General features: G+C 60.4%; 22 protein-coding genes. 15 read left to right on the top strand and 7 right to left on the bottom strand.

What is annotated here, in order from left to right; translation table 11 throughout:
* Window positions 1-53 precede the first annotated feature (53 nt).
* Window positions 54-1,052 (top strand): hydrolase, encoded by a 999-nt coding sequence (locus K0F88_RS10705; protein ID WP_094470164.1) that lies wholly within the window; start codon window positions 54-56, stop codon window positions 1,050-1,052.
* 3 nt (window positions 1,053-1,055) lie between these two features.
* Window positions 1,056-1,886, top strand: coding sequence for an AraC family transcriptional regulator (locus tag K0F88_RS10700; protein ID WP_094470163.1), 831 nt, complete (start codon window positions 1,056-1,058; stop codon window positions 1,884-1,886).
* Between the two features lie 116 nt (window positions 1,887-2,002).
* Here the strand turns inward: K0F88_RS10700 and K0F88_RS10695 are convergent, their stop codons facing one another.
* Window positions 2,003-2,857: a sulfurtransferase gene (locus K0F88_RS10695; protein ID WP_219095046.1), complete on the bottom strand. Its 855-nt coding sequence runs from the start codon at window positions 2,855-2,857 to the stop codon at window positions 2,003-2,005.
* A 33-nt stretch (window positions 2,858-2,890) separates the two neighbouring features.
* Window positions 2,891-3,562: a TetR/AcrR family transcriptional regulator gene (locus K0F88_RS10690; protein ID WP_219095045.1), complete on the bottom strand. Its 672-nt coding sequence runs from the start codon at window positions 3,560-3,562 to the stop codon at window positions 2,891-2,893.
* Between the two features lie 147 nt (window positions 3,563-3,709).
* Here K0F88_RS10690 and K0F88_RS10685 point away from each other — a divergent pair, with 147 nt between their 5' ends.
* The 5 genes from K0F88_RS10685 to K0F88_RS10665 all read left to right on the top strand — a co-directional run bounded on the left by K0F88_RS10685 (window position 3,710) and on the right by K0F88_RS10665 (window position 8,408).
* On the top strand, window positions 3,710-5,140 hold the full coding sequence (locus K0F88_RS10685; RefSeq protein ID WP_219095044.1) for a coniferyl aldehyde dehydrogenase: 1,431 nt from the start codon (window positions 3,710-3,712) through the stop codon (window positions 5,138-5,140).
* Between the two features lie 27 nt (window positions 5,141-5,167).
* Window positions 5,168-5,713, top strand: a complete 546-nt coding sequence (locus K0F88_RS10680) for a twin-arginine translocation pathway signal protein (protein ID WP_219095043.1) — start codon at window positions 5,168-5,170, stop codon at window positions 5,711-5,713.
* Window positions 5,714-5,863: 150 nt separating this feature from the next.
* On the top strand, window positions 5,864-7,459 hold the full coding sequence (locus tag K0F88_RS10675) for a GMC family oxidoreductase (RefSeq protein WP_219095042.1): 1,596 nt from the start codon (window positions 5,864-5,866) through the stop codon (window positions 7,457-7,459).
* Window positions 7,460-7,574: 115 nt separating this feature from the next.
* Window positions 7,575-8,054, top strand: coding sequence for a pantetheine-phosphate adenylyltransferase (gene coaD, locus K0F88_RS10670; RefSeq protein WP_007945531.1), 480 nt, complete (start codon window positions 7,575-7,577; stop codon window positions 8,052-8,054).
* Between the two features lie 102 nt (window positions 8,055-8,156).
* Window positions 8,157-8,408, top strand: coding sequence for a YfhL family 4Fe-4S dicluster ferredoxin (locus K0F88_RS10665; RefSeq protein ID WP_048722619.1), 252 nt, complete (start codon window positions 8,157-8,159; stop codon window positions 8,406-8,408).
* A 128-nt stretch (window positions 8,409-8,536) separates the two neighbouring features.
* On the opposite strand, the gene K0F88_RS10660 is transcribed toward K0F88_RS10665, so the two are convergent.
* The 3 genes from K0F88_RS10660 to K0F88_RS10650 are packed head-to-tail and all read right to left on the bottom strand — an operon-like array spanning window position 8,537 to window position 10,594.
* Entirely contained in the window at window positions 8,537-8,866 is a 330-nt protein-coding gene (locus K0F88_RS10660) for a multidrug transporter (RefSeq protein WP_094470158.1), read from the bottom strand.
* Between the two features lie 54 nt (window positions 8,867-8,920).
* Complete coding sequence (gene mutM, locus K0F88_RS10655) at window positions 8,921-9,733, bottom strand: bifunctional DNA-formamidopyrimidine glycosylase/DNA-(apurinic or apyrimidinic site) lyase (RefSeq protein WP_017341303.1); 813 nt, start codon at window positions 9,731-9,733, stop codon at window positions 8,921-8,923.
* A 45-nt stretch (window positions 9,734-9,778) separates the two neighbouring features.
* Entirely contained in the window at window positions 9,779-10,594 is an 816-nt protein-coding gene (locus K0F88_RS10650; RefSeq protein ID WP_219095113.1) for an HDOD domain-containing protein, read from the bottom strand.
* Between the two features lie 312 nt (window positions 10,595-10,906).
* Between K0F88_RS10650 and K0F88_RS10645 the strand changes: the two genes are divergently transcribed.
* The 5 genes from K0F88_RS10645 (at window position 10,907) to ilvD (ending at window position 17,881) form a co-directional block, all read left to right on the top strand.
* The gene (locus K0F88_RS10645) at window positions 10,907-12,103 is read left to right on the top strand and encodes a class I SAM-dependent rRNA methyltransferase (protein ID WP_003195152.1); all 1,197 of its coding nucleotides are present in this window, start codon (window positions 10,907-10,909) and stop codon (window positions 12,101-12,103) included.
* A 426-nt stretch (window positions 12,104-12,529) separates the two neighbouring features.
* The gene (locus tag K0F88_RS10640) at window positions 12,530-13,609 is read left to right on the top strand and encodes a SagB family peptide dehydrogenase (protein ID WP_094470154.1); all 1,080 of its coding nucleotides are present in this window, start codon (window positions 12,530-12,532) and stop codon (window positions 13,607-13,609) included.
* Window positions 13,606-14,583, top strand: a complete 978-nt coding sequence (locus K0F88_RS10635) for a diiron oxygenase (protein ID WP_094470153.1) — start codon at window positions 13,606-13,608, stop codon at window positions 14,581-14,583. Before K0F88_RS10640 ends, K0F88_RS10635 begins: the two co-directional genes overlap by 4 nt.
* The gene (locus tag K0F88_RS10630; RefSeq protein WP_094470152.1) at window positions 14,576-15,781 is read left to right on the top strand and encodes an MFS transporter; all 1,206 of its coding nucleotides are present in this window, start codon (window positions 14,576-14,578) and stop codon (window positions 15,779-15,781) included. Before K0F88_RS10635 ends, K0F88_RS10630 begins: the two co-directional genes overlap by 8 nt.
* A 258-nt stretch (window positions 15,782-16,039) precedes the next feature.
* Window positions 16,040-17,881 carry a dihydroxy-acid dehydratase gene (gene ilvD / locus K0F88_RS10625; protein WP_219095041.1) on the top strand — a complete coding sequence of 614 codons (1,842 nt, stop codon included), beginning with the start codon at window positions 16,040-16,042 and terminating at the stop codon, window positions 17,879-17,881.
* 186 nt (window positions 17,882-18,067) lie between these two features.
* Here ilvD and K0F88_RS10620 read toward each other — a convergent pair whose 3' ends face one another.
* Window positions 18,068-19,123 (bottom strand): haloacid dehalogenase-like hydrolase, encoded by a 1,056-nt coding sequence (locus tag K0F88_RS10620; RefSeq protein ID WP_219095040.1) that lies wholly within the window; start codon window positions 19,121-19,123, stop codon window positions 18,068-18,070.
* A gap of 242 nt (window positions 19,124-19,365) precedes the next feature.
* Between K0F88_RS10620 and K0F88_RS10615 the strand changes: the two genes are divergently transcribed.
* Window positions 19,366-20,757, top strand: a complete 1,392-nt coding sequence (locus tag K0F88_RS10615; protein WP_219095039.1) for an L-cystine transporter — start codon at window positions 19,366-19,368, stop codon at window positions 20,755-20,757.
* Window positions 20,758-20,877: 120 nt separating this feature from the next.
* Here the strand turns inward: K0F88_RS10615 and K0F88_RS10610 are convergent, their stop codons facing one another.
* Window positions 20,878-21,390 (bottom strand): dihydrofolate reductase, encoded by a 513-nt coding sequence (locus tag K0F88_RS10610; RefSeq protein ID WP_219095038.1) that lies wholly within the window; start codon window positions 21,388-21,390, stop codon window positions 20,878-20,880.
* Window positions 21,391-21,475: 85 nt separating this feature from the next.
* Between K0F88_RS10610 and K0F88_RS10605 the strand changes: the two genes are divergently transcribed.
* Window positions 21,476-22,855, top strand: a complete 1,380-nt coding sequence (locus K0F88_RS10605) for a DUF2868 domain-containing protein (RefSeq protein WP_219095037.1) — start codon at window positions 21,476-21,478, stop codon at window positions 22,853-22,855.
* Window positions 22,848-24,224: a GTPase/DUF3482 domain-containing protein gene (locus K0F88_RS10600; protein WP_219095036.1), complete on the top strand. Its 1,377-nt coding sequence runs from the start codon at window positions 22,848-22,850 to the stop codon at window positions 24,222-24,224. Before K0F88_RS10605 ends, K0F88_RS10600 begins: the two co-directional genes overlap by 8 nt.
* The last annotated feature ends 18 nt before the right edge of the window (window positions 24,225-24,242 follow it).

Here is a 24,242-nt window from a genome sequence, read left to right as displayed (position 1 = left end):
ACCGGCCTGAAAAAGGTGCGCACCGGTTGCGCACCGCTGCATCGAGAGCAATCGTGTCCTTTCCGTCAGAACGCTTCACCCCCGCCTTCGGCCTCGGCAACCCGCACCTGCAAACCTTGTGGGGACCGCTGTGGCGCAAAACCACGCACATCGAACGCGAGCGCGAACGCTTGTGGCTTGAGGATGGCGACTTTCTCGATATGGACTGGCACGGCCCGCACACTGCCGATGCGCCGCTGGTGCTGGTGTTGCACGGGCTGACCGGCTCTTCAAATTCGCCTTACGTGGCCGGGGTGCAGAAAGCGCTCGCTGCCCAGGGTTGGGCCAGCGTCGCGTTGAACTGGCGCGGCTGCTCCGGCGAGCCGAATCTGTTGGCGCGCAGCTACCATTCCGGTGCCAGTGAAGACCTGGCCGAAGCCATCAAGCACCTGCGGGCCAAGCGCCCTCTCGCACCGCTGTATGCGGTCGGCTATTCCTTGGGCGGCAATGTCTTGCTCAAGCATTTGGGCGAAACCGGCAGTGCCAGCGGCGTCTCAGGTGCGGTGGCGGTGTCGGTGCCGTTTCGTCTCGATCAATGCGCTGATCGCATCGGCCAGGGTTTCTCGAAGGTCTATCAGGCGCATTTCATGCGCGAGATGGTGGCTTACATCAAGAACAAGCAGCGCCAGTTCCAGCATGACGGGCGCGAGGATGGACTGGCGGCGTTGGCGGCGCTGGGCTCGCTGGAGAACATGCGCACCTTCTGGGATTTCGATGGCCGGGTCACGGCACCGCTCAATGGTTTCGTCGATGCCGAGGATTACTATCGCCGCGCTTCGAGCCGGTATTTCCTTGGAGAGATTCGCACACCGACCCTGATCATTCAGGCGGCCGACGATCCCTTCGTGTTCCCCCACAGTCTGCCGCAGGCGATGGAGTTGTCCGCCTCCACTCAATTCGAGTTGCAAGCCAAGGGTGGGCATGTCGGCTTTGTCGATGGCTCGTTCCGCCAGCCGGGTTATTACCTCGAACGACGCATTCCGCAGTGGTTGAGCGCTGTGGGTCGCGGGTAAACCATGGACGCCGATCAGGGCGAGTCGATCCGCTTCTGGCAAACGGCGCCATTGGCCGGCGTCGAGTTATTGTCGGCGCGCTACATCGAACATCGTTTCGCGCCCCATGTGCATGACGGTTATGTGATCGGCATGATCATGGCCGGCGCCCAGCGTTATCGCTATCGCGGTGCCGAACACCTGGCCGGCAGCGGCACGCTGGTGTTGATCAATCCTGATGAACTGCACACCGGCCACAAAGGCACGGAGGATGGCTGGATGTACCGTGCGTTTTATCCGGACAGCGGGCAGATTCTGTCGCTGCTCGACGAACTTGAGCTGCCGACCAATAACCTGCCGGGGTTTGGCGCGACGTTGTATCGTGACCCGGATCTGGTGACGGGTTTCTGCCAACTGCATCGCTTGCTGGAAAGTCCATCCACCGCCCTGCAACAGCAAACGGTCTGGCGCGAGATGATGCTGTTACTGCTGCAACGTCATGCCGCCGTGCCGATCGCCGGCAAACCCGGCAAGGAGCACCGCGCGGTGACGCTGGCCAAGGATGTGCTGCAAGCACAATTGGCGGCACCGCCCTCGCTGGAAGAACTGGCGGCACGGGTCAACCTGTCACCGTTCCACTTCGCCCGGGTCTTTCGCCGCGCCACGGGCATGCCGCCGCATACCTGGTTGATGCAGCAACGCATCGCGCAGGCAAGGGCGCTGTTACAGAACGGATGTTTGCCGCTGGAAGTCGCGATGCAGTTGGGGTTTGCCGACCAGAGCCATCTGAGTCGGCAGTTCAAGCAGGTTTACGGGGTTGGGCCAGGGGCGTATCGCAGTGCGCGGCAATTCTGAAACCCCCATAACCCTGTGGGAGCGAGCTTGCTCGCGATGAGGCCATCAGACTCAACAATGATGTTGACTGACAGTCCGTCATCGCGAGCAAGCTCGCTCCCACAGGGGATAGTTGTTTATTCGCCGGTTGCGATGCCGTGTGCGGGATCGTTGATCCACTCGCTCCACGACCCGGCGTACAACGAGCCCAACGGATAACCCGCCAGGCACAGTGCGAACAGGTTATGGCACGCCGTCACGCCGGAACCGCAATACGCCACCAGATCAGTTGGCGAACGGTCACCGAGTTTCGCGGCAAAGCGTTGCTTGAGCTGCTCGGCCGGCAGGAAACGCCCGTCACTGCCCAGGTTCTCGGTAAAGGCTGCGCACTGCGCACCGGGGATGTGCCCGGCAACCGGGTCGATCGGTTCGACTTCGCCTTTGAAACGCGGCAAGGCGCGAGCATCGAGCAAGGTCAGCGCGGGTTGGCCGAGACGCTGCTGGAGCTGTTCGGCGCTCAAGATCAGCGCGTCGTCCGCCGTCCCGCTGAAGGTGCCACGCTTGATGTCGCACGCATCCAGACTCAGCGGCAACCCGGCCGCATGCCAGGCCTTGAGCCCGCCATCCAGAATAAACACGCCGTCACGCTTGCCCAGCCAGGCCAGCAACCACCAGGCCCGCGCCGCGTAGGCACCGGGGCCGTCATCATACAAAACCACTTCGCTGTCGGCATTGATGCCCCAGGCTTGCAGGCGCTCGATCAAGTCTTCAGGTTCAGGCAGCGGATGGCGCCCGGTCACGCCCTTGACGACTGCCCCGCTCAAATCACGCTCAAGATCGGCAAAGCTCGACCCGGCGATATGCCCTTCGGCATAGCTGCGCTGGCCGTAGTCCGGGTCTTCGAGGGCAAAACGACAATCCAGAATCACCAGCCCAGGTGCATCCTTTTTCAGGTCCAACGCTTGCGGGCTGATCAGTTGCGCAATGGGCATAACGGGCTCCTGTGATTAAGTCGGTCTAGAATCCTACTGCACTTCTTCCAGCGCCTGGGCCAGTGGCACGTAAAACTCTTCGTACAGCGCGTTGACCGCGTCGCGAGACTGTTCCGTGACGAAACCGGCCTCAAGCACCAGCACCTGATACACCCCGCGCTTGATCGCCTGCTCGCTCAGGTGATTGGAGTTTTCCCGTGTGGTGCACAGGAAACGCACCCAGGACGTGAGGATAATCCAGGCATTGAGCGTCAGGGATTCGATCTGGACTTTGTCCATTTGCAGGATGCCGGCGTCGACGAAGGCGGCGTAGATGTGGGTGCCATGGATCAGGCAGCGCTGGGAGAAGCGCCGATAACGGGCGGCCAGTTCGGGATCGCTGTCGAGCAAATGCTCAAGATCGCGATGCAGAAACCGGTAGCGCCACATCGCCGCCAGCAGTTCCTGAAGGTAGAAGCGTTTGTCTTCCACCGTGGACGCTCGGCCCTGGGGCGGGCGCAGGAAGCTGTCCACCAGGCTTTCGTACTCACTGAACAGCACGGCGATGATCGCCTGCTTGTTGGGGAAGTGGTAGTACAAGTTGCCCGGAGAAATCTCCATGTGGGCAGCAATGTGGTTAGTGCTGATGCTGCGCTCGCCCTGTTGATTAAACAGCTCCAGGCTGTTCTGCACGATGCGCTCGCTGGTTTTGATCCGAGGGGCCATGGCTTGAGCTTTAATTCAGAGTGCGTTGGCGGGCATCTTACGACCTATCGGCGAGTGGATAAAACAAAGCTGCACCAGGATGTCATTTGACTTTCTAGAGCATAGACTCTAAAAAGTGCCTCATTACAATAAAAACCGGAGCCGATCATGACCGCCGACATCGCTTATCTGCAGAACCTGCAACAGCCGCTGGAGGAACTCCAGGCCCTGTTCGATGCGCAGCGTGCGGCGTATGCGGCCAACCCGATGCCACCGGCCGCCCAGCGTCAGCAATGGCTCAAAGCCCTGCGCGACCTGCTGAGCAATGAACGTCTGGCCTTGATCGAGGCGATCAGCCAGGATTTCAGCCACCGCAGCGCCGATGAAACCCTGCTCGCCGAACTGATGCCCAGCCTGCACGGTATTCATTACGCCAGTCAGCACCTCAAAGGCTGGATGAAAGCCTCGCGGCGTAAGGTCGGTATCGCGTTTCAGCCGGCTTCGGCGAAAGTGGTTTACCAACCCCTAGGCGTAGTCGGCGTGATCGTGCCGTGGAACTACCCGCTGTATCTGGCCATAGGCCCGCTGGTGGGTGCGTTGTCGGCGGGCAATCGGGTGATGCTCAAACTGAGTGAGTCGACCCCCGCGACCGGTTTGCTGCTCAAGGCGTTGCTCGGCCGGATCTTCCCGCAAGACCTGGTCTGCGTGGTGCTGGGCGAAGCTGATATCGGTGTCGCGTTCTCCCGACTGCGTTTCGATCACCTGCTGTTCACCGGCGCCACCAGCATCGGCAAACACGTGATGCGCGCGGCGGCCGAGAACCTGACGCCGGTGACCCTTGAGCTGGGCGGCAAATCCCCGGCCATCGTGTCCCTCGACGTGCCGCTCAAGGACGCCGCCGAACGCATCGCATTCGGCAAGACGCTCAATGCCGGGCAAACCTGCGTGGCCCCGGACTACGTGCTGGTGCCGGAAGATCGTATCGGCGCTTTCGTCGAAGCCTATCGCCACGCGGTGCGCGGGTTTTATCCGACACTGACCGACAACCCGGACTACACGGCAATCATCAATGACCGGCAACTGGCGCGACTCAATAACTACGTCAGCGACGCCACCAGCAAGGGCGCGCTGCTGATTCCGCTGTTCGATCAGGGGCAGGGCCGGCGCATGGGTCATAGCGTGCTGCTCAACGTCAGCGACGACATGACCGTGATGCAGGACGAAATTTTCGGCCCGCTGCTGCCGATCGTTCCGTACAAGGATCTCGATCAGGCGTTTGCCTACATCAATCAACGACCTCGTCCGCTGGCGCTGTATTACTTCGGCTACGACAAGCGCGAACAAAATCGCGTACTCCACGAAACCCATTCCGGTGGCGTGTGCCTCAACGACACACTGCTACACGTTGCCCAAGATGATATGCCGTTCGGTGGCATCGGCGCGTCGGGCATGGGCCATTACCACGGCCACGAAGGTTTCCTGACCTTCAGCAAGGCCAAAGGCGTGCTGATCAAGCAACGCTTCAACGCGGCGAAACTGATTTACCCGCCCTATGGAAAATCCATTCAGAAACTGATCCAGAAGCTGTTTATCCGCTAACAATCGCACCGTCGGGTAATAACAATAATGAGCCCAAGCCTGTCCGATACACCCGCGCTGTCACGGCGCGGCCTGCTTAAATTCAGCCTCGGCGCGAGTGCGTTTCTGGCCACGGCCGGATTGGGCGCGAGCCTCAGCGGTTGCTCATCGAGCATCCCGGCCAGTGGTTTCGCGATTCTGCGCAGCGGCGATTTGCTGTTTCTGCGGGCGCTGATCCCGGTGATGCTCGAAGGCGCCGTGGCGGCCGGGAAGATGCCGACGGCAGTCGATGAAACCCTGCACTGCCTGGATAACAGCCTGAATCACCTGTCACCGGAAATGCTCAAGCTCACTCAGCAATTGTTCGATGTGCTGAGTATGGCGGTGACCCGCGGGCCGCTGACCGGGATCTGGGGCAGCTGGGAAAACGCCAGTGCCGATGAGATCCGGCACTTTCTCGATCGCTGGGAAAACAGTTCGTTGAGCCTGTTACGCATGGGGCACAGCTCGTTGCTGCAACTGGTGATGATGGCGTGGTACACCCGCGCGGAATCGTGGGTGCATTGCGGGTATCCGGGGCCGCCCACCGTTTAAGACTGAGTCGACCCTATCGCGGGCAGCCACGCTCCCACTTTCGAGTCGCTCACATAAGGTTGGCCCACCTCAAAACCTGTGGGAGCGGGCTTGCCCGCGAAGGCGTCAGATGCGTCACAACCGAATCCAAAACAATAAGAGAACCTGAGAATGCCCGTACCCGACCCGTTTCGCGAAGGCATGGCCCGAGGCTGGAAAACCTACGACGGCTCGCAACTGACCCAGGACCTGACCCTCGAAGCGGACGTGGCGATCATCGGCAGCGGCGCGGGTGGCGGGACCACCGCGGAAATCCTCAGCGCCGCCGGTTACAAGGTGTTGCTGATCGAAGAAGGTCCGCTCAAGACCAGCAGCGACTTCAAGATGCTCGAAGATCAGGCCTACACCAGCCTCTATCAGGAGGGCATCGGTCGGATGAGCAAGGATGGCGCGATCACCATCCTCCAGGGCCGGGCAGTGGGCGGCACCACGCTGATCAACTGGACATCGAGCTTTCGCACACCCGAGCCGACGCTCGAGCATTGGGCCAAGGAGCATGACGTCAAAGGCCACAGCCCGGCCGAGATGGCGCCGTGGTTCGAGAAAATGGAACAACGCCTGGGCGTCGCGCCGTGGTTGGTGCCACCCAACGCCAACAACGATGTGATCCGCAAAGGCTGCGAGCAACTCGGCTACACCTGGCATGTGATCCCGCGCAACGTGCGCGGGTGCTGGAACCTTGGCTATTGCGGCATGGGCTGCCCGACCAACGCCAAGCAGTCGATGATGGTCACGACCATTCCCGCGACCCTGGAAAAAGGCGGTGAGCTGCTGTACCTGGCCCGCGCCGAAAAACTTTCGATCAAGGACGGCAAGGTCACGGGCCTGCAATGTGTGGCGATGGACGACCGTTGCGTGGCGCCAACCGGGCGCACGATCACGGTCAAGGCGCGGCATTACGTGCTGGCGGGCGGAGGGATCAACAGCCCGGCGCTGCTCCTGCGCTCGGAAGCGCCCGATCCGCACCAGCGGCTGGGCAAACGCACGTTCCTGCACCTGGTAAACATGTCCGCAGGGCTGTTCGATGAGGTGATCAACCCGTTCTACGGTGCGCCGCAGTCGATCTATTCCGACCACTTCCAATGGCAGGACGGGACCACCGGCAAGATGTCCTACAAACTGGAGGTGCCGCCGCTGCACCCGGCGCTGGCCTCCACCCTGCTCGGCGGTTTCGGCAAGGAAAACGCCGGGCACATGGAAAATCTGCCCCACACCCACGCGATGCTGGCGTTGTTGCGCGACGGCTTCCATCCGGACAGCCCCGGCGGCAGTGTCGAATTGCGCGGCGACAACACGCCGGTGCTCGACTATCAGGTTTCACCTTATGCCTGGGACGGCTTGCGCCGGGCCTTTCACAGCATGGCCGAGATCCAGTTCGCCGGCGGCGCCAACGCGGTGATGCCGATGCACGCCGACGCGCGCTACGTGAAAACCCTGGCCGAAGCGCGCACGTTGATCGACGGTTTGAGCCTTGAGTTGTATCGCACCCGCCTGGGCAGTGCTCATGTGATGGGCGGTTGTGCCATGGGTGAAGACTCGAAAAACGCCGTGACCGACAGCCTTGGCCGGCATCACCAGATCAGCAATCTGTCGATCCACGATGGCTCGCTGTTCCCCACCAGCATTGGCGCAAACCCGCAATTATCGGTCTACGGGTTGACGGCGCAACTGGCGACTTCGCTGGCCGAACGTTTGAAAAACCCATGAAAACGGAGAATATTCCAATCGTCTATAGTGCTTTCTTACCCAACAGGCGACTTGGCCGACCGGGAAGGCTGCGATACCATCCGACTCCCCAACGGACTCCCGCCAGGACGACGCGATGAACCGAGTGTTGTACCCAGGTACCTTCGACCCTATTACCAAGGGCCATGGCGACTTGGTCGAACGCGCCGCGCGCCTGTTCGATCATGTGATCATCGCCGTCGCTGCCAGCCCGAAGAAAAACCCGTTGTTTCCCCTGGAACAACGAGTGGAGCTGGCCCGCGAGGTCACTAAACATTTGCCGAACGTAGAAGTCGTCGGCTTCTCGACGCTGCTCGCGCATTTCGCCAAAGAGAAGAACGCCAACGTGTTCCTGCGTGGTTTGCGCGCGGTGTCGGACTTCGAATACGAATTCCAGCTGGCCAACATGAACCGCCAACTGGCGCCGGATGTGGAAAGTCTGTTTCTTACCCCGTCCGAGCGTTATTCGTTCATTTCCTCGACACTGGTCCGTGAAATCGCAGCGTTGGGCGGCGATATCACCAAGTTCGTCCACCCTGCGGTGGCGGATGCCCTCACCGAACGCTTCAAGAAGTAACGACCGCTCAAGCGGCGCCCGCGTGCACTGCGGGCGCCAATGCGGCACAATTGCGCGCATTGGTTTATTGCGCCCGGGCCTTCCGCCCCGGCTGGAGTTAGCATGTCCCTGATCATCACCGACGATTGCATCAACTGCGACGTCTGCGAACCCGAGTGCCCGAACGCCGCCATTTCCCAAGGCGAAGAGATCTACGTGATCGACCCGAACCTGTGCACGCAGTGCGTTGGCCACTACGACGAACCTCAGTGCCAGCAGGTGTGCCCGGTGGATTGCATTCCGCTGGATGAAGCGCATCCGGAGACTGAAGAGCAGTTGATGGCGAAGTATCGGGTTATTACCGGCAAGGCTTGAGTCTGGTCGTTGCAGCGTCTGTGCCGGCCTCATCGCGAGCAGCTCGCTCCCACAGTTGATCGCGGTCTAATGTGGGAGCGAGCTTGCTCGCGATGAAGCCATCAGGTACATCGAAGAAGTAACTGACTTCACTCCCGCTGCTCAAACCCCTCCCCGATACACCCCAGGCACCGCACAAACGCAGCCCTCGCCGGATCAACCACCAGCGCCTGTCCTGCATCGCCAATACCGCCGCCCAAGGCAGTGAACGGCAACGACACCACAAACGCCCCGGCACCGATCACCGTCGCCACGACCAGCAAGGGTCGGGCGATCAGCAAGTCGCCGAGCATGGCGTAGGCCGGGGGATTCTGGATGGTGTAGCGCGGGTCACCGCTGCCGCTGCCGCTGCTTGCCGCCAGCGCTGGCGCACCGACGCTCAGCAGCAGCGCAACAACAAGGGTTCGAAACGAATTCATGGCACGGTCCTTCGGCTAGGCAGTGAGAACACTGACTATAGACCGTCGGACGTCTCAGCTCTGGCAGCGTGGGCAAAAGACGCTGGCGCGCTGCCCCAGCTTCACTTCCCGCAGCTCGGTGCCACAGACTTTGCACGGTTGACTGCCCCGGCCGTAGACGAACAATTCCTGCTGGAAATACCCCGGCTGACCGTCGCCGCCGATAAAGTCCCGCAACGTCGTACCGCCACGCTCGATAGCGGCAGCCAGAATGCGTTTGATCTCGATCGCCAGCTTCAAATAGCGTGCCCGGGAAATGCTCTTGGCCTCGCGACGCGGGTCGATGCCGGCGGCGAACAGCGCTTCGGTCGCGTAGATATTGCCGACGCCGACCACCACCGCGTTATCCATGATGAACGGCTTGACCGCCATGGATCTCCCCCGAGACTGCTGGAACAGACGCTCGCCATCAAACAGGTCGGTCAACGGCTCCGGCCCCAGGCGGATCAGCAGTTCGTGGTTGAGCGGGTCGAGGCTCCAGAGCATCGCGCCAAACCGGCGCGGGTCGGTATAGCGCAGGGCCAGGCCGGACTCGAGTTCGATGTCCACATGCTCATGCTTGGCCGCCGGCATACCGACTTCCACCAACCGAAGATTGCCCGACATGCCCAAATGGCTGATCAGCGTGCCCACTTCGGCATTGATCAGCAGGTACTTGGCGCGGCGTTCCACCAGCACGATACGCTGGCCCGACAGGCGCACATCGAGGTCTTCAGGAATCGGCCAGCGCAAGCGACGGTCACGCACGATCACCCGGCTGACGCGCTGGCCTTCCAGGTGTGGCGCAATCCCGCGGCGAGTGGTTTCGACTTCCGGCAGTTCAGGCATGGTGTTCTCGCATCAGGGTTCTCGAATAAATGAAGCCGCTGATGCTCAGTGGTGAGTCCTGAGGTCACGAATCGTTTGCTTGAGGGTCTCGAAGTCGTAGTCCGAGAGGCCGACATAATCGAGCACCAGATGCCCGATGCTGTTCCACTCATGGTCTTCGGTCTGATTACCCAACACCCGGTAAGACGCACAAATGTGCTCGGCCATCTTCAGGATCGCCAGCAGGTTCTTGAGCTGGGCGTTGCGCGACGATTCATCGCTGAAGATCGCCAGGGCATTGTGGTGATTGGCGATCGCGGCGGTCACATGCTCCGGCAGGCGCCACGACTTGGCCGTGTAATAACCAACCACCGCGTGGTTGGTGTTGAACACCCGGTTCTCGGTGTCGACCACCCGGCATTCGGCACTGGCGTTAGCGTAAGCCTCTTCCAGAACGGTCATGTAGTTGGGGAAGCGTTGCAGCATCAGCGGCACGCCGCAGTCGTGGAACAGCCCCAGTGCATACGCTTCGTCGCCGGCCTGGGCGCCGATGCGCTTGGCCAGCGTCAGGCAGGTCATCGCCACGTCCTGAGCCGTATCCCAGAACCGGTTCAGGGTGACGATGGTGTCGTCGTTCATCTCGCCCTTGATCGACTGCGCATTGATCAGGTTGATGATCGAGCGGCTGCCCAGCAAGTTCACCGCACGCTGGATCGAGGCGATCTTGTTGCTCAAGCCGTAATACGGCGAGTTGACGATCTTCAGCAGAGCGCCAGAGAGTCCCGGGTCCTGGGAGATCAGCTTTGCGATCACTTCCAGATCCGGGTCGGGCATGTACTGCTCCATCTGCAAATCCACCATGATTTGCGGCTGGGCAGGCACACTGATGCCTTGCAGGGACTGTTGAATCTGTTCGGAAGTCAGCTCTTGGGACATAAGTACACACTCTGGGCCAGGCGCAGATTCTAGCTTCTAAAAGTTGGATCCGACACACCGGCCGACACATTGGCGAAAGTTTCATTTCTGCATAGCATTCGAAATCGCTTTCGCGGGCAAGCCTCGCTCTTACAAGTCATGCGCTAACCCTGTGGGAGCGAGCCTGCTCGCGATGGCGTCATCAGCGTTTCATCGCTCGCCCGGCCCGCCACCACACTCAACACGCTATACTCCCGCTCTTTTTTCCGGAGCGACGTCATGTCCCTGCCTAGCCTGCGCCTCAAAGCCAACGCCGACCGTCGCCTGCGAAACGGCCACTTGTGGGTCTACAGCAACGAAATCGATGTAGCGGCGACCCCTTTGCACGGTTTTCAAGCCGGCGACCAGGCGATCCTCGAAGCCGCCGGCGGCAAGACGCTGGGCATCGTGGCCATGAGCCCGAACAACCTGATCTGCGCCCGTCTGCTGTCGCGCGACATCAAGTTGCCGCTGGACAAGTCGCTGCTGGTTCACCGTCTGAACGTTGCGCTGTCCCTGCGCGATCGCCTGTTCGACAAGCCGTTCTATCGCCTGGTGTACGGCGACTCCGACCTGCTGCCAGGTCTGGTGGTCGACCGCTTTGGCGACATCCTCGTGGTGCAGATCGCTTCGGCGACCATGGAAGCCCATAAAGAAGACGTGATCGCCGCGCTGACCCAAGTGCTCAAGCCAAGCGGCATTCTGTTCAAGAATGACTCCGCGGCCCGTGATGCCGAAGGCCTCAACCGTTATGTCGAAACCGTGTTCGGCCTGGTACCGGAATGGGTGGCACTGGAAGAAAACGGCGTGAAGTTCGAAGCACCGGTCATCCAGGGTCAGAAAACCGGCTGGTTCTACGACCACCGCATGAACCGCGCCCGCCTGGCGCCTTATGCCAAAGGCAAACGCGTGCTGGATCTGTACAGCTACATCGGCGGCTGGGGTGTGCAAGCGGCCGCGTTCGGCGCCAGTGAAGTGTTCTGCGTCGATGCGTCGGCCTTCGCCCTCGACGGCGTCGAGCGCAACGCCGCGCTGAACGGATTCGCCGAGAAAATGACCTGCATCGAAGGAGACGTGTTCGAAGCCCTCAAAGAGCTAAAAGCCAGCGAAGAACGCTTCGACGTGATCGTTGCCGATCCGCCCGCCTTCATCAAGCGCAAGAAAGACATGAAGAATGGTGAAGGTGCCTACCGTCGCCTGAACGAACAAGCCATGCGCCTGCTCAGCAAGGACGGCATCCTGGTCAGCGCGTCGTGCTCGATGCACCTGCCGGAAGACGATCTGCAGAACATCCTGCTGACCAGCGCCCGCCACCTGGATCGCAACATCCAGATGCTCGAGCGTGGCGGTCAGGGCCCGGATCACCCGGTCCACCCGGCCATCGCCGAAACCCGCTACATCAAGAGCATCACCTGCCGGTTGCTGCCAAACAGCTGATGACACCGGTTTGACGGGGAGCCAGATGGCTCCCCGTTTTATTATCTGTTATTGAATTCCGCTCAAACTTCCTACACTTGCGATCCTACGGACTTGCAGGACGTTTCGCTGCGCCTTTCACTATTTAACATTTGACTGACAAAACTTGTTCATAACCAAGATCGATCTGACGAAATTACTGGAAGTTTCCTACCCAATATCGCCTTGATAAGCGCTCATTACACTCTATGATTGAGCGTGTCACCACGAAGTGACACTTACTTTCAATTACAAGGAGTTCAAAATGAAAGCAATTACTCTGGAAGCTAACAGCATCGCCAATCTGGCTTTTCTGGTTGCCCCTAAAGCCCGCTAAGTAAATGAGACGCTGGGGAGTGCCGGCTACCCAGCGTTTTCTATGGCATTGCCCAGAGCGAACCCCCCATCATGCAGATCAGCCCTCATTTATTCATACTTCCTCGCACGCCCGGCCAAATAGTCTGGGATTACAAAAACCACAAGCAGTTTGAACTGAACCTGAAGTATTCCACTCGACTGGCCGAACTTATCGACAATCCCGAAAAGTTCAACGAACTCAATACCATTGACACTCAGCTACTGGGTGCTGGAATACTGACAACGGCAATAACAGATATTACCGAGTGGGGCTGGGACGAACTGTCGAAGATATTCCATATCGGCACCAAGAACATTCCTTGCGAACACATTCCGCAAAACATTAATGAATGGTCAAAACAATACCTTGATCATTGCACCGACGTACTGAGCACGCCTTCACCGAAAGCCAGGCGCTCGGAACGCCTGGGATGCGAGCTGATTACCCTGCCAAAACCTTCCTGCCTGCCGGAAGGCTCCCTGGCAAACGCCTTGGTCAATCGGAAAACCTGCCGCACCTTCACGGGTGAAGCCGTTTCCCTCGAGGCCGTCAGTACGTTGCTGTACCTGTCCCTCGGCTATCTGCATGAGCGCGAAAACGACGTCGACGAAAGCATCGTCGAAGGCCTCGGCGCCCGGCGCAGCAGCCCGTCCGGTGGCGGACTGAATGCCTGCGAAGGCTTTTTGCTGGTGCAAAACGTCAGCGGCCTGCCACCCGGTGTCTACGCCTATCACCCCACCGGGCACTCACTGAGTCTGGTTAATCCGCTGCCTTCCCAACCCTTGGGACAACTGATGAGTGGTCAACACTTCATCAATAACCTGCCCGCAGGCCTGTTCATCACCAGCCGATTCGACAAGCTGTGGTGGAAATATGAACACTCGCGGGCGTACCGAATGGCCTACGTCGAGGCCGGCCATATTTCCCAGACCTTTCAACTGGCGGCCACCTCGCTGGGATTGAACACCTGGCTGACCGGTGCATTGACAGATGATCGGGTCGAAGCGCTGCTTGGACTTGAGAACAGCGCAGAGCAACCGTTGTTCTTTGTCGGCTGCGGCCAGAGCGACGGGCAAGTGATGTGCAAGGAGTTGAAAGCGCTGCTGAGCAATCGGGGGGCGGAACAATGAGCGAGCCCCTCATCGACCCTGCGTCAACCCCAGCCTCATGGGCCCATCGCTTCACCCTTGGAGACTGGAACACCCGAGCCTCGGTGCGGGTCAGCGAACACACCTACCAATTGCCACCGGACCTGAAACGGCAACTGGAAACCCGCCACTGGTTTGCGCCGGAGTTTCTGCCTTACCTGAATCATCCGGCAATCAAAGCAGCCGGCAGAGCAGTCGCTCATCGTCTGTCCGCCAACCATCTGGTGTATTTCCTCGACTACACCACCCTGCTCGAACACCGGATCGTCAACCGCTCCGTGGAAACCATCGTGCACAACGAACTGGGGGTTTCCATCCCCCCACGGATGAAAACCGCCGCGCTGCAGCTCTACACCGATGAGGCTTATCACGCGCTGTTCTCCAACAGCCTCGCCGAGCAGATTGCCGATATTTACGGCATGACTGAACGCCCGGTCCTGCCCCAGCGGATCGCCCGGCTGAACGCCCTGCTCGACCGCACGCCGGACAAGCACAAAGCACTGGCGTGGATTCTCGTCGGCTTCGTTTCGGAGACGATCATCGCCAAGGAACTGCTCGACGTTTGCCGCGACACGCTGGTGAGCAGCGTTCAGGAAATGCTCAGGGACCACCTGGCCGACGAGGCACGGCACAGTCGCTACTTTTGCGAAGTGTTCCATTATCTGTGGCTGCAATTGAGTTGCGGCCAACGCACATTCACCGCCAGGTCGCTCCTGGAAATCCTGCTGCTTTTCTTTGAAGTCGATGAACGCTGGCTTGGCGAAAGCCTGCGCAGTGCCGGCCTGAGTGAAGCGTCTGTCGCGCAGATCCTGGGTGATTTGACCGGCGAGCAAGCACAGCGCCTGCGCGCCCGGTCGGGTGCAGGGGCGACGCTCAATGCAATGAAAAAAGCGGGGTTCTTCGATCTGCCTGCCAATCGGCAACTGTTCTCCAGGGCAGGGCTGCTCGATGAATGACGGAAAACAGGTAGCCCGGGGCGAACAACGTGCCATGGTCATTCTGTTGATGACCATGACGCTGCTCGGCGTCTTTCCCCTGGATGTGGTGCTCCCCTCCTTTCCCGATCTTTCTGACTACTTTCGGACCTCACCGTCCGACATCGCCCTGTCCGTTAGCGTGTTCGCCATTGGCCTGGCGTTGTCCGTGGTGTTGGTCGGCCCCTTGTCAGACTTGTGGGGGCGCAAAAAACTACTGCTGGCCGGTATCGCGATTGCGGTGGTCGGAGCCACAGGGTGTGTGGTGTCCAGCGAATACAGCTGGTTTTTGTTCTTCCGGGTGGTCCAGGCCGTTGGTTGCGGGTCCTTTGTCCTGTCACAGGCACTGGTTCAGGATCTGTTCGTCGGCAAGGAGCAGGAGCGAATCAGAATCTGGATGGTGACCGGCGGCGGGGTGTTCATTTCCATTTCGCCGCTGCTAGGGACGTGGTTGCAATTACAGCTAGGCTGGCAGGGCAGCTTTTATGTGTTTATCAGCCTGGCCATCATTGTCTGGTTTAAAGCCTTTTTTCTGCTCAGGGAAAACCCTCACCTTCATACCACCGCACATGAACGTTTTTTCAGCGCTTATTGGCGGCTGTGTTCGGATATACGATTCATGGGGTATTGGTTGATTTCAGCCTTGGCCTTTGCCTGCCATTTTTCGTTCATCGTCATTTCACCGATCATTTTCATGGAGCGGCTGGCGTTGTCGCCTTACGCATTTGCCTGGGCGTTGTTGCTGTATGGCGTGGCCTATGTGTTTGGCGGGATTGTCGCCAGCGCTCTGCACCGGCACCTGCAGGCCAACACGCAAATAGTCATTGGCCTGGGCCTGATCGCTTTGTCAGGGCTGGTCATGCTGTGGTTGGCGGATCAGTTCGGGCTCTCTGCGGCAGCGGTGCTGATACCCATGCTGATCTGTACGGCGGGCACCACCATTGCCAGGCCCATCGCCAACTCCAAAGCCATGAGTCTCTACCCACAGAATGCCGGAACCTCGACCTCGGTCGGCGGCGTGCTTATTTTCATGTGCGGCGGTGTGATCAGCGTGGTGATCAACCTCGCTTCCGAAGACCTGACCACGGCGCTTGCCCTGTGTTTCCTGTCCTTGAGTGCCACGGGTCTTGGCCTGAATGTCTTGATTACACGACGGCATCTGGCGCTGAAGACGGGCTGAAACCTGCCAGTCGTCATCCCGCACGTTGCGCCAGCGCCGGATCAACGCTTCCCGGCATTCCCTCCTGACGCCAGCCGTGTAGAATCGCGACATTCATCGCCAGTCATCCCCCGGCGGGTTTATGAGCTCAAGCTGAAGCGCGCGGCGATCCCGCAAAGTTATCGGCAACTTCCGGACACACGGCCATTTCTGGGTGCTCCAGACGTCAATAGAAGCTCACTTCCCTTTTGATACCTGATTAGCCGCCCGGAGTGCTTCATGCCTGATTACCGCTCGAAAACGTCCACCCACGGCCGCAACATGGCCGGCGCCCGCGCACTGTGGCGCGCCACGGGGATGAAAGATGACGACTTCAAAAAGCCGATCATCGCCATTTCCAACTCGTTCACCCAATTCGTACCGGGCCACGTCCACCTCAAGGACCTCGGCCAGCTGGTCGCCCGCGAAATCGAACGCGCCGGCGGTGTGGCAAAAGAATTCAACACCATTGCCGTGGATGACGGCATCGCCATGGGCCACGACGGCATGCTCTATTCGCTGCCGAGCCGCGAGATCATCGCCGACTCCGTCGAATACATGGTCAACGCCCACTGCGCCGACGCCATCGTCTGCATCTCCAACTGCGACAAGATCACCCCTGGCATGCTGATGGCCGCCCTGCGCCTGAACATCCCGGTGATCTTCGTTTCCGGCGGCCCGATGGAAGCCGGCAAGACCAAATTGGCCAGCCACGGTCTCGACCTCGTCGACGCGATGGTCATCGCCGCCGACTCCAGCGCTTCTGACGAGAAAGTCGCTGAGTACGAGCGCAGCGCCTGCCCGACCTGCGGCTCGTGCTCCGGCATGTTCACCGCCAACTCGATGAACTGCCTGGTTGAAGCCCTGGGCCTGGCATTGCCGGGCAACGGTTCGACCCTGGCCACTCACAGCGATCGCGAACAGCTGTTCCTGCAGGCTGGCCGCACCATCGTCGAGCTGTGCAAACGTTATTACGGCGAGAACGACGAATCGGTATTGCCACGCAACATCGCCAACTTCAAGGCGTTCGAAAACGCCATGACGCTGGACATCGCCATGGGCGGTTCCACCAACACCATCCTGCACTTGCTGGCCGCCGCCCAGGAAGCCGAGATCGATTTCGACCTGCGCGATATCGACCGTCTCTCCCGTCACGTGCCGCAACTGTGCAAAGTCGCGCCGAACATCCAGAAGTACCACATGGAAGACGTACACCGTGCCGGCGGGATCTTCAGTATCCTCGGCTCGCTGTCCCGTGGCGGTCTGTTGCACACCGACCTGCCGACCGTGCACAGCAAGACCCTGGCCGAAGGCATCGCCAAGTGGGACATCACCCAGACCGACGACGAAGCCGTGCATCACTTCTTCAAGGCCGGTCCTGCAGGCATTCCGACGCAAACCGCGTTCAGCCAGTCGACCCGCTGGGAAACACTGGACGATGACCGTGAGAACGGCTGCATCCGCAGTGTCGAGCACGCTTACTCGAAAGAAGGCGGCCTGGCCGTTCTCTACGGCAACATCGCATTGGACGGCTGTGTGGTGAAAACCGCAGGCGTCGACGAGTCGATCCACGTCTTCGAAGGCAACGCGAAGATCTTCGAAAGCCAGGACAGCGCCGTTCGCGGCATCCTCGCCGACGAAGTGAAGGCCGGCGACATTGTGATCATCCGTTACGAAGGCCCGAAAGGCGGCCCGGGCATGCAGGAAATGCTCTATCCGACGTCGTACCTGAAATCCAAGGGCCTGGGCAAAGCCTGCGCCCTGCTCACCGACGGCCGTTTCTCCGGCGGCACCTCGGGCCTGTCCATCGGCCACGCTTCGCCGGAAGCCGCTGCGGGCGGCGCGATTGGTCTGGTGCAGGATGGCGACAAGGTGCTGATCGACATTCCGAACCGCTCGATCAACCTGTTGATCAGCGACGAAGAAATGGCCGGCCGCCGTGCCGAGCAGGATCAGAAAGGCTGGAAGCCTGTGGAAAAACGTCCACGCAAGGTGACCACTGCACTGAAGGCTTACGCCCTGCTGGCAACCAGCGCCGACAAGGGTGCTGTGCGTAACAAGGCGATGCTCGACGGGTTGTAAACCTTAACTGCCGAACAAAAAATGCCCCGCCAAGTGCGGGGCATTTTTTTGACCAAAATCCCTCAGCCAATGGAGATCAACTGTGGGAGCGAGCCTGCTCGCGAAAGCGCCGGGTCAGTCAACATCAATGCTGAATGACCCACCGTCTTCGCGAGAAGGCTCGCACCTACATTGGATCTTCGGTGCTTACTGAATCTCTTCAGGCTTGACGATCACCCAGTTCTTGTCCGCCGTCACCGGCAACCCTTCCTTGGCCTGGGCCGCTGCGTGCTTGGCCATCATGCCGTTAATCTGGGTCATGTATTTGTCCTTGCGGTTGACCCACAAGTGGATGCCGCCCTTGGCCACGTCGACGCTGTGGAACAGCATGAAACCGTCGCTGCTCGGGGTGTCGCCGCCCACGAGCACCGGTTTTTTCCATTCATCGATGTAGGTCAGGATCGCCGCTTGCTTGCCCGCCATCCAGGTCGCCGGGGTCCACAGGTACGGGGTCAGTTCGAGGCCGAGGTTGGCCTTCTCGTCATACTTGCCCGCGGTGATTTGCTTGCGCGCCGTGGTCAGTTCGCCAGACTTGGGGTCCTTGAGCAGCAAGCTCACGCCAATGACGTTTTGCGGTTTGACGTTGTAGCCGTACTTCGGATCGGAAGCGACCATGCGCACCAGCTCTTCGGAGGCGGCGGTCATCACGTAGACCTCGATGCCGTTCTCCATCAGCTTGTTGTAGAGCTCTTTCTGACCGGTGAAGATTTTCGGCGGGTTGACGTCGAGGTTCTTGACCACATCGCCTTCGTAATAGGTCGCCGGCACTGGCTTGCCCAAGGCCATCAGCTCATCGACGTAGCCTTTGAGTTCCTGGAGGGTGAAACCGGAGAACACTTGCGCGACCCATGGATAGCACACCATGTCGTCGATTTCGCAGAGGCGATAATAGTAGCTGAACAGGCTTTCCTTATGGTCGGCGGTGTCCTTGAACGGGATCAGTTTCAGGGAGGGGTCGAGTTTCTCGCGGGTGATCAGGCCTTTGCTTTCCATGTACGGCAGCAACGACTCTTCGAGGTCGTAGCGGTAACTGGTGTTGTCCATGTCGAACACCGCGTAGTTACCTTTGTTGGCGTTGGCCGCAATCATCGCGTCCAGCGCCTTGGCCTGATCGGCTGGCCAGTGTTTCAAATCCGTGGCGAAGACCTGACCGGCGAGGCCAAGACAGAGTGCTGCTGCGAGAAATTTCGGTGCGAGTTTCATCGGCGGTTTCTCCCTGATCCAAAGATATCGACGCTAACAAATAAGTGTGACAGCTCTCGCCTGCCAGCGACCGCTCGCGTCCCTTTCGCGCCAAGTGCATCCCCGACAGCGACACCGGCTTATTCCAAAAACGACAGTTATCAGACTTTTTTGATATTAATTCATTGGAAATCAAGCTGTTAGGCTTCGCGATCCGCAGCTGCCCCGGAAGGTGGCTGGCACAAGTCACTTTCGGAGTTCACATGAATCTGCCGCTGATCCTCAATCTGCTGGTATTCCTCGCCCTGCTCTTTGGCTTGGCGCAAACCCGTCACACGACGTGGAGCTTAGCTAAAAAAGTCCTGCTCGCGCTGGTGTCGGGCGTGGTGTTTGGTGTCGCTTTGCACACGATTTACGGTGCCGGCAACCCAGTGCTGAAAGCCTCGATCGGCTGGTTCGATCTGGTGGGCAACGGTTACGTGCAGTTGTTGCAAATGATCGTCATCCCGCTGGTGTTCGCCTCGATCCTCAGCGCCGTGGCGCGTCTGCACAACGCGTCGTCGTTGGGCAAGATCAGCTTCCTGACCATCGGCACGCTGCTGTTCACCACCGCCATCGCGGCGCTGATCGGTATCGGCTTGACCAACCTGTTCGGCCTGACCGCCGAAGGCCTGGTCGCCGGCACCCAGGAAATGGCCCGTCTGCAAACCATCCAGAACGACTACGCGGGCAAGGTCGCCGACCTGAATGTGCCGCAGCTGCTGCTGTCGTTCATTCCGCAAAACCCGTTCGCCGACCTCGCCCGCGCCAAGCCGACGTCGATCATCAGCGTGGTGATCTTCGCAGCGTTCCTCGGTGTCGCGGCGCTGCAACTGCTCAAGGACGATGTCGAGAAAGGTCAGAAAGTGATCAACGCCATCGACACCCTGCAAGCCTGGGTGATGCGTCTGGTGCGTCTGGTGATGAAGCTGACCCCCTACGGCGTATTGGCGCTGATGACCAAAGTGGTCGCCGGTTCCAACCTGCAAGACATCATCAAGCTCGGCAGTTTCGTGGTGATTTCCTACATCGGCCTGGGCCTGATGTTTGTGGTTCATGGCCTGCTAGTGTCGGCGGCCGGGATCAACCCGCTGCGGTTCTTCCGCAAGATCTGGCCGGTGCTGACGTTTGCCTTCACCAGCCGCTCCAGCGCGGCGACGATTCCACTGAGCATCGAAGCGCAGACCAGCCGCTTGGGCATCCCGCAATCCATCGCCAGTTTCGCCGCGTCGTTCGGCGCGACCATTGGCCAGAACGGCTGTGCCGGTTTGTACCCGGCGATGTTGGCGGTGATGGTGGCGCCCACGGTCGGCATCAATCCGCTGGACCCGTTGTGGATCGCAACGCTGGTGGCGATTGTGACCTTGAGTTCGGCCGGCGTGGCGGGCGTGGGGGGTGGTGCGACGTTTGCCGCGCTGATCGTGCTGCCGGCGATGGGTTTGCCGGTGTCATTGGTGGCGTTGCTGATTTCGGTTGAGCCGCTGATCGATATGGGCCGCACGGCGTTGAACGTGAGTGGTTCGATCACGGCCGGGGCGATTACCAGCCAGATCATGCAGCAGACGGATAAAGAACTGCTGGATGCCGATGAGCATGCGGAGTTGGCGCACGCTTAAGACTGTAATTGTCTGCGCGGGCCTCATCGCGGGCAAGCCCGCTCCCACAGGGATCGCAGGTGTTCACATAATTTGTGTTTCACCTCGACCACTGTGGGAGCGGGCTTGCCCGCGATGCTTTTAGGCTTTTTCCCAGACTTCGAAGTTGTACGCCGGCTTATCATCCACAGCCGGATTCTCAATGTTCGACACCAGTTTCCACTGCCCCACATCAAACTCCGGAAACCACGCATCCCCGTCCGGGCTCAACGCCACTCGGGTCAGATACAACCGATCCGCCTGCGCCAGCCCTTGCGCATACAACTGCGCGCCGCCAATCAGCATCACCTCATCGACGCCCTGCTCCTTCGCCCATTCCTGCGCGCGAACCACGGCGGCCTCCAGCGACGGATAAACCTCCGCACCTTCCAGCAGCAGATCCGCCTGACGGCTGACCACGATGTTCAAGCGGCCCGGCAGCGGACGACCGAGGGAGTCCCAGGTCTTGCGCCCCATGATGATCGGCTTGCCGAGGGTGGTGGCCTTGAAGTATTTGAAGTCCCCCGGCAAGTGCCAGGGCATGCTGTTGTCGACGCCGATCACACGGTTTTCACCGAGGGCTGCGATCAGGCTGAGGGGGAGTGATTTAGTCATGCCAGCGAGGATACCAGAGCCTCCCGTACCCCGATAAGCGCCACAGCGGTTATGCTCACAGCTCATTTGAGCGACGGGATGCCGCGTGACTGAACTGACTCCACTGCAAAACCTCTGGCTGACCGAGACGGTGCGCCTGCGTGAAGAACACGCCGGCCCCCTGGATGATCTGGAAGCCAACCGACTGGCCCGCAGCGCCGGCGGCGATCTGCCGATGCGCATTCAGCGCCGGGCCGTGTGGCTGGCCGAGCGCGATGGTTTGGCCGACGCCCTCAAACACTGGCTGCAAGGCGCGCGACTGGCGCTGATCGTGATGGCGGTGCTCGCCGTCGTCAGCGGCGCTGGTCTTGCGTTTGCCGCACTGGGTGACGGCCAGACCCCGGTAAATGTGTTCTGGGCCCTGGGCAGTCTGCTGGGGCTCAATCTGATTCTGCTGTTGAGCTGGGCATTGGGGCTGGTGTTTGCCGGTGAACACGGTGCCAGCCTTGGGCGTTTGTGGCTGTGGCTCAGCGAAAAACTTGCTCGCGATGCCAAAGCCGCGCAACTGGCACCCGCCCTCCTGCTGTTACTGCAGCGACGCAAACTCAATCGCTGGGCGATCGGCGTGCTGGTCAACGGCTTGTGGTTGCTGGCGTTGCTCAGTGCGCTGGTTATCGTGCTGATGCTGATGGCAACCCGACGCTACGGCTTTGTCTGGGAAACCACCATTCTGCGTGGCGACACCTTCGTCGCCATGACCCAGGCCCTAGGCGCCCTGCCAGCCCTGCTCGGTTTCAGCGTGCCCAGCGTGGAGATGATCCGCGCCAGTGGCGATGCCGCGCTGAACATCGAAAGCGCTCGTCAGGCCTGGGCCGCATGGCTGGTGGGCGTGTTGCTGGTCTACGGCGTGTTGCCGCGTCTGGTGCTGGTGCTGTTCTGCCGCTGGCGCTGGACCTCCGGCCAAGCCGCTTTGCGCCTGGATTTGAACCTGCCCGGTTACGCCCAATTGCGCGAACGCCTGATGCCCACCAGCGAACGCCTCGGCATCAGTGATGCCGCACCTGCGCAACTGCATCGTGTCGAAAGGGGCGTCAGTGAGCAGCAAAGCGACGGCGCGTTGCTGGTGGCCATCGAGCTGGACGATCAACGCCCGTGGCCGCCGCAACTGCCGAAAACCGTGAACAACGCCGGCATCCTCGACAGCCGCGAATCGCGCAACAAACTGCTCGAACAGCTGAGTCGTTTCCCCCCGGCACGCCTGGCGATTGCTTGCGATCCACGGCGCTCACCGGACCGTGGCAGCCTGGCCCTGATCGCCGAACTGGCGCGCAATGCCGCCGCGACCCGCGTGTGGTTGCTGCAAGCGCCGCCCGGCGAAGCACTGGATGCCGAACGCCTCGGCGACTGGCACATAGCGCTGCAACAGCTGGACCTGCCGTTCGCCGATTGTGTGCCTGTGAACTGGCTGGAGACCGGTCATGACTAACGCCTGGAAAGCACCCTTGAAGCTGGCCGTGGTCGGCCACACCAACGTCGGCAAAACCTCGTTGCTGCGCACGCTCACCCGGGATGTCGGTTTCGGTGAAGTGTCCCATCGCCCCAGCACCACCCGCCATGTCGAAGGCGCGCGGCTGTCGGTGGACGGCGAGCCGTTGCTCGATCTCTACGACACGCCGGGGCTTGAAGACGCCATCGCCCTGCTCGACTACCTCGAACGCCTGGAACGCCCCGGCGAACGCCTCGACGGCCCGGCACGGCTGGCCCGATTCCTCGAGGGCAGCGAAGCCCGGCAGCGCTTCGAACAGGAAGCCAAAGTGCTGCGGCAACTGCTCGCCTCGGACGCCGGACTCTATGTGATCGATGCTCGGGAACCGGTCCTGGCCAAGTACCGCGACGAACTGGAAGTGTTGGCCAGTTGCGGCAAACCGCTGCTGCCGGTGCTGAATTTCGTCAGCAGCGCCAACCATCGCGAGCCGGATTGGCGTGAAGCCCTGGCACGCCTGGGCTTGCATGCCCTGGTGCGTTTCGACAGCGTTGCACCGCCCGAAGATGGCGAACGGCGACTCTATGAAAGCCTCGCCTTGCTGCTGGAAAACTCCCGCGAACAATTTGAGCGTTTGATCGCCGATCAACAGGCCCAACGCTTGGCTCGCCAACAGAGTGCGGCGCGATTGATTGCCGAGTTGCTGATCGATTGCGCCGCGTGCCGGCGCAGCGTGGTCAGCGAAGCCGAGCAGGAACAGCAGGCGATCAGCGAACTGCGCAAAGCCGTTCGGCAGCGGGAGCAGCGCTGCGTTGAAGGCTTGCTCAAGCTCTATGCCTTTCGCCCACAGGACGCGGCGGCCAGTGATCTGCCGCTGCTCGATGGCCGCTGGGGCGATGATTTGTTCAACCCGGAAACCCTCAAGCAACTCGGTGTTCGGGTTGGTGGCGGTATCGCGGCTGGCGCGGCTGCCGGTGCCGGGGTCGATTTGCTGGTGGGCGGCCTGACCCTCGGCGCGGCGGCACTGGCCGGCGCGATTGCCGGCGGCGCCCTGCAAACCGCCCGCAGTTATGGCAGCCGGTTGATGGGCAAGATCAGAGGTCAGCGAGAATTGACGGTCGACGACAGCGTGTTGCGGTTGCTGGCGTTGCGTCAGCGGCAATTGCTGCAAGCGTTGAATGCTCGTGGGCATGCGGCTCTGGACAGCATCCAGGTGGCCACGCCACAGGATAAGACCTGGCGCGAAGGCAAACTGCCCGAGGCCCTGAACAAGGCCCGGGCACATCCGCAGTGGTCGTCGCTGAATCCTCATCCCAAGTTGAGTCAGGCGGAGCGGCAAGAGCAGGTTGAGGTGTTGGCCCAGCAGTTGTGAACCTTGGTCATTGTGGAG

The organism is Pseudomonas sp. UMAB-40, from assembly GCF_900095275.1.
Classification (GTDB): Bacteria; Pseudomonadota; Gammaproteobacteria; order Pseudomonadales; family Pseudomonadaceae; genus Aquipseudomonas; species Aquipseudomonas mandelii_B.
The sequence above is the reverse complement of the archived record's forward strand: the minus strand, read 5'-3'. Positions and strand labels throughout refer to the sequence as shown.

Bases quoted from the DNA above. Each gene is read 5' to 3' on its own strand.
- K0F88_RS10700 (WP_094470163.1), top strand. From the start codon at position 1,056: ATGGACGCCGATCAGGGCGAGTCGATCCGCTTCTGGCAAACGGCGCCA.
- K0F88_RS10695 (WP_219095046.1), bottom strand. From the start codon at position 2,857: ATGCCCATTGCGCAACTGATCAGCCCGCAAGCGTTGGACCTGAAAAAG.
- K0F88_RS10690 (WP_219095045.1), bottom strand. From the start codon at position 3,562: ATGGCCCCTCGGATCAAAACCAGCGAGCGCATCGTGCAGAACAGCCTG.
- K0F88_RS10685 (WP_219095044.1), top strand. From the start codon at position 3,710: ATGACCGCCGACATCGCTTATCTGCAGAACCTGCAACAGCCGCTGGAG.
- K0F88_RS10680 (WP_219095043.1), top strand. From the start codon at position 5,168: ATGAGCCCAAGCCTGTCCGATACACCCGCGCTGTCACGGCGCGGCCTG.
- K0F88_RS10675 (WP_219095042.1), top strand. From the start codon at position 5,864: ATGCCCGTACCCGACCCGTTTCGCGAAGGCATGGCCCGAGGCTGGAAA.
- coaD (WP_007945531.1), top strand. From the start codon at position 7,575: ATGAACCGAGTGTTGTACCCAGGTACCTTCGACCCTATTACCAAGGGC.
- K0F88_RS10665 (WP_048722619.1), top strand. From the start codon at position 8,157: ATGTCCCTGATCATCACCGACGATTGCATCAACTGCGACGTCTGCGAA.
- K0F88_RS10660 (WP_094470158.1), bottom strand. From the start codon at position 8,866: ATGAATTCGTTTCGAACCCTTGTTGTTGCGCTGCTGCTGAGCGTCGGT.
- mutM (WP_017341303.1), bottom strand. From the start codon at position 9,733: ATGCCTGAACTGCCGGAAGTCGAAACCACTCGCCGCGGGATTGCGCCA.
- K0F88_RS10645 (WP_003195152.1), top strand. From the start codon at position 10,907: ATGTCCCTGCCTAGCCTGCGCCTCAAAGCCAACGCCGACCGTCGCCTG.
- K0F88_RS10640 (WP_094470154.1), top strand. From the start codon at position 12,530: ATGCAGATCAGCCCTCATTTATTCATACTTCCTCGCACGCCCGGCCAA.
- K0F88_RS10635 (WP_094470153.1), top strand. From the start codon at position 13,606: ATGAGCGAGCCCCTCATCGACCCTGCGTCAACCCCAGCCTCATGGGCC.
- K0F88_RS10630 (WP_094470152.1), top strand. From the start codon at position 14,576: ATGAATGACGGAAAACAGGTAGCCCGGGGCGAACAACGTGCCATGGTC.
- ilvD (WP_219095041.1), top strand. From the start codon at position 16,040: ATGCCTGATTACCGCTCGAAAACGTCCACCCACGGCCGCAACATGGCC.
- K0F88_RS10620 (WP_219095040.1), bottom strand. From the start codon at position 19,123: ATGAAACTCGCACCGAAATTTCTCGCAGCAGCACTCTGTCTTGGCCTC.
- K0F88_RS10615 (WP_219095039.1), top strand. From the start codon at position 19,366: ATGAATCTGCCGCTGATCCTCAATCTGCTGGTATTCCTCGCCCTGCTC.
- K0F88_RS10610 (WP_219095038.1), bottom strand. From the start codon at position 21,390: ATGACTAAATCACTCCCCCTCAGCCTGATCGCAGCCCTCGGTGAAAAC.
- K0F88_RS10600 (WP_219095036.1), top strand. From the start codon at position 22,848: ATGACTAACGCCTGGAAAGCACCCTTGAAGCTGGCCGTGGTCGGCCAC.